At 34.9% G+C, this 3,155-nt stretch carries 4 protein-coding genes and 1 pseudogene; all 5 read right to left on the bottom strand.

Going from position 1 to position 3,155, the window contains the following annotated elements:
- Positions 1-34 precede the first annotated feature (34 nt).
- A pseudogene (tnpA, locus tag ACFPOH_RS11290) lies at positions 35-280 on the bottom strand (IS66 family insertion sequence element accessory protein TnpA); the annotation flags it as partial.
- Positions 281-401: 121 nt separating this feature from the next.
- The gene (locus ACFPOH_RS11295; protein ID WP_390309704.1) at positions 402-620 is read right to left on the bottom strand and encodes a hypothetical protein; all 219 of its coding nucleotides are present in this window, start codon (positions 618-620) and stop codon (positions 402-404) included.
- A gap of 158 nt (positions 621-778) precedes the next feature.
- Complete coding sequence (locus ACFPOH_RS11300) at positions 779-1,492, bottom strand: MerR family transcriptional regulator (protein WP_342470263.1); 714 nt, start codon at positions 1,490-1,492, stop codon at positions 779-781.
- The gene (locus ACFPOH_RS11305; protein ID WP_390309706.1) at positions 1,485-2,327 is read right to left on the bottom strand and encodes an Hsp33 family molecular chaperone HslO; all 843 of its coding nucleotides are present in this window, start codon (positions 2,325-2,327) and stop codon (positions 1,485-1,487) included. The genes ACFPOH_RS11300 and ACFPOH_RS11305 overlap by 8 nt, the downstream gene beginning before the upstream one ends.
- Positions 2,328-2,475: 148 nt before the next feature.
- Positions 2,476-2,979, bottom strand: a complete 504-nt coding sequence (locus tag ACFPOH_RS11310) for an ABC transporter permease (protein WP_390309708.1) — start codon at positions 2,977-2,979, stop codon at positions 2,476-2,478.
- Between the last annotated feature and the right edge of the window lie 176 nt (positions 2,980-3,155).

Here is a 3,155-nt window from a genome sequence, read left to right on the forward strand (position 1 = left end):
CCCCGCTGCTAAATAAACATGTTGAATGGGTGTTTTACTTAACATGTGTTTTCAGCACCTGAACCACTTCGTTGAAAAGGAGTGGATTGAAACCTTCTTTTACTTCGATGGAAAATTCCCCAATGTTCACGATGAGCGGGGAGTTTTTTTCATCCAACGGATGGGATACTTCAACACTTAGCCATTGAGGGGAAGTCCGTGAAGTTTCAGTTGTCTCTAACTCTAGTCTTTTCATCCATTTATACATACTTTGATGACCGATTTGATTTTGTTTACACCAAGCTTTTACACTGGATTCCCACTAGATCGATAAGATTGGATTCGTTGTTGCCACATTTGTTTTCGTTCATCTAGTGACATAAAAAATAAAAACCTCCTAACTTTTGATGTTGATCTCATTATCACAAAACATCAAAAGGGTTAGAAGGTGTGGGATATTTGGCGCTTACTTCTAAAACTTGTTTTGTTTGCAGTTCTAAATTGTCCCGACCTATTAATTGTCCCTCAGAGTTAATAGCATTTTGTCCACCGATATATATTGTCTTTGCATTACCGCTAACTGTAACCACTTGACTAAAAACTCTTGAATCAAATAATCCCTCCGGATTACTATGTTTCACCTTTAACCTACTCTCCCCCCAATTATTCATTATAATCTCTAATATTGGATTATATAAATAATCTTTACACACACTCTTTTAACTTGTCGGTAGTTGGAAACATATCGACGGCACCTTAAGCACTATCTGTAGATGTGAACATATCCACTAAGCTTTACTTATTTCATTAACTCCATTAGATATTTGTATAGATCATCAGTAAGTCCATATCTAAGCTGGGAATTATCCAAAGAAGCATGAAATGAGAATATGGAATTCTTAAGTTTCTCATCTTCACCTATTGACTTGTTCGTAAAATCTTTCCAGTAATTAATGCATTCAATTGCATTTAAATCTGTATTAGGCAATTTGTTCTTGTAACAATAATTAAGTTTTGAAATGAATTCCAGCCATTCTGTTGCTCCTTCTGATTCTGCTTTATCTCTTTCTAAGTTATTTTTTATTTTATCTAACTGTTCTTTAGTAATGTATTTGTCTGCTGAGGAATTAATAAATGGGACGATTGCTTTAAAATCATCTAATGAGATATTCTTATTATCTTTAAGCTCCTGTTTTAGTTTTAGTAGCTTACTGAAAAGTAACTGCTTCTGGGCAATTTCCTCTTGAACTTTTGAAATTTGGATCTCAACGAATTTTCGAATATCTATATATCTATCATGAATCAGATCCTTTATCTCATCAAGGTTAAATCCCATGTCTTTCAAAGAAATTATTTGATATAATGTTGTAACACTCTGTATGTCATATAATCTATGCCCTGTTTCAGTAATCTTAGATGGTTTTAATAAACCGACTTCATCATAATAATGTAGAGTTCTGACAGTTATACCTGTCATACTTGCTAATTCCCCAATCTTAAGAAATCTATCCATTTTGTTCACTTCCCTTCATTTTTACAATTATTTCTAAATCATTTGTTCTAAATATATACCTCTTACCACATATACCACATTCCAGTTCTTCATTTTTTCCAACTTTAATTGATTTTTTTAGCTCATCGGTTTCAACAGACATTAGGATACCAAAAAACATCTCTTTTGAACAATTGCATTCACTTTGCACGATATATTCATCTACTACTGTTGCATATGGGAAAACCTTCAAGGGCAGTTCTGCCCATTGCTCTGTAACTATATATTTCTTTGCACTGTCGATACCATCCATTACAAATTTTAAATTATCAATATTGTAAAAAGGCAGTGGTTGTATCAAACAACCTCTTGCAATTCCGTTTTCAATCCATGTTCGAAAAATTGTTTTTGTCTGCTCACTTTTAAAATAGAAATATGAAAAGCACGAATCTATAGAAGCAGACTTTAATTCTACCGTTCCAGTAAACATTCCTCCTGTCCAACTCCCTCTTGTAATAGAGAGAGATGTCCCTTCTCCGACTAAATCGGCAAAATCACCATTAAAAGAAGCTAGTCGGGAAGAAAAAATACAATTAACATTGCCTCTTCCATCTACATCACAGTAAGCCGTATACCCAGCTGGTTTAAACCGAATACTTACATTTATACGCTGATCGATTTCGGTTAAAAAGCCACGTAATAGACAACAATCTATAAATATGTTCGTATAAAGCTGTCTTGCAAAATCTGTTTTCATATCTCTTAAATTGCTACGCTCCAGAATATTCGTTGCATCAACAATAAAAAGTCTTATTTCCTTATCTTTTGTTAATAATTTCACTAAATTCTTCTTCATAATCATTACCTCCATGCACGCATTATATAACATAACGTAACGTGAGGTTCAAGTGCCTTTTTATTAAATTCTTATATAATTTAAGAAACCGCCAACCAAGAGAATATATCTCCTGAATGACGGTCTATCATGGAGGTAATGTTTCAACTCAGTCCGAATCCCAGCGAAAAGTCAGGATTGCAGCTATCAGCGCAAGAACGCCGAAAGCAAGCAGGATAATCAAATTCGCCGCCGCTCCCCGTAAATCGAAAACTATCGTACTATGAAGCCCACTTACAAAATGGGAAAAAGGGTTGAGCCGGCTTAGCGTCTTAATCCAGGTAGGTGCTGTGTCCAGACTATAAAAAGCACTGCTCAAAAACAGCATCGGCATTGCGAAAATATTGGAATATATACTGGCTTGCCCTTCATTTTTGCTTATATTAGCCACTACAAAGCTTATTAAAGTAAAGCATATGGTTGCAGTCACCAGCGTTACATAAAAGATCAGCAAAGTCCCAAACTGCATCCTGATGCCGAATAGCACCAGCCCCCCAATAAGCAGGATGGTAGCTACGGCCAGAGATACTACCGTCCATGCTAAGGTCAAGGCAATAATAAACGAAAAAATTTTCATGGGAGTAACTCTTAACGAATCAATTTCATAAATCATAGTTTTTCTGAAGTATAGAGTACCCCTATACTAAAAACTTTGTTTTTTTAAATTATGCAACTTGGTTTTGTTGCTGTAATAAAGCATTGATTCTTCAACAGCTAGTTTGCAGGTATTATAAATTAACGTCACCAGATTGAAATGCATTTTTGCTTTCTTTCCTGTACGATGACGGA

The organism is Ureibacillus suwonensis (assembly GCF_042655065.1).
Classification (GTDB): Bacteria; Bacillota; Bacilli; order Bacillales_A; family Planococcaceae; genus Ureibacillus; species Ureibacillus suwonensis.

Coding starts and splice junctions, on each gene's coding strand:
- ACFPOH_RS11300 (WP_342470263.1), bottom strand. CDS start 1,492: ATGGATAGATTTCTTAAGATTGGGGAATTAGCAAGTATGACAGGTATA.
- ACFPOH_RS11305 (WP_390309706.1), bottom strand. CDS start 2,327: ATGAAGAAGAATTTAGTGAAATTATTAACAAAAGATAAGGAAATAAGA.
- ACFPOH_RS11310 (WP_390309708.1), bottom strand. CDS start 2,979: ATGATTTATGAAATTGATTCGTTAAGAGTTACTCCCATGAAAATTTTT.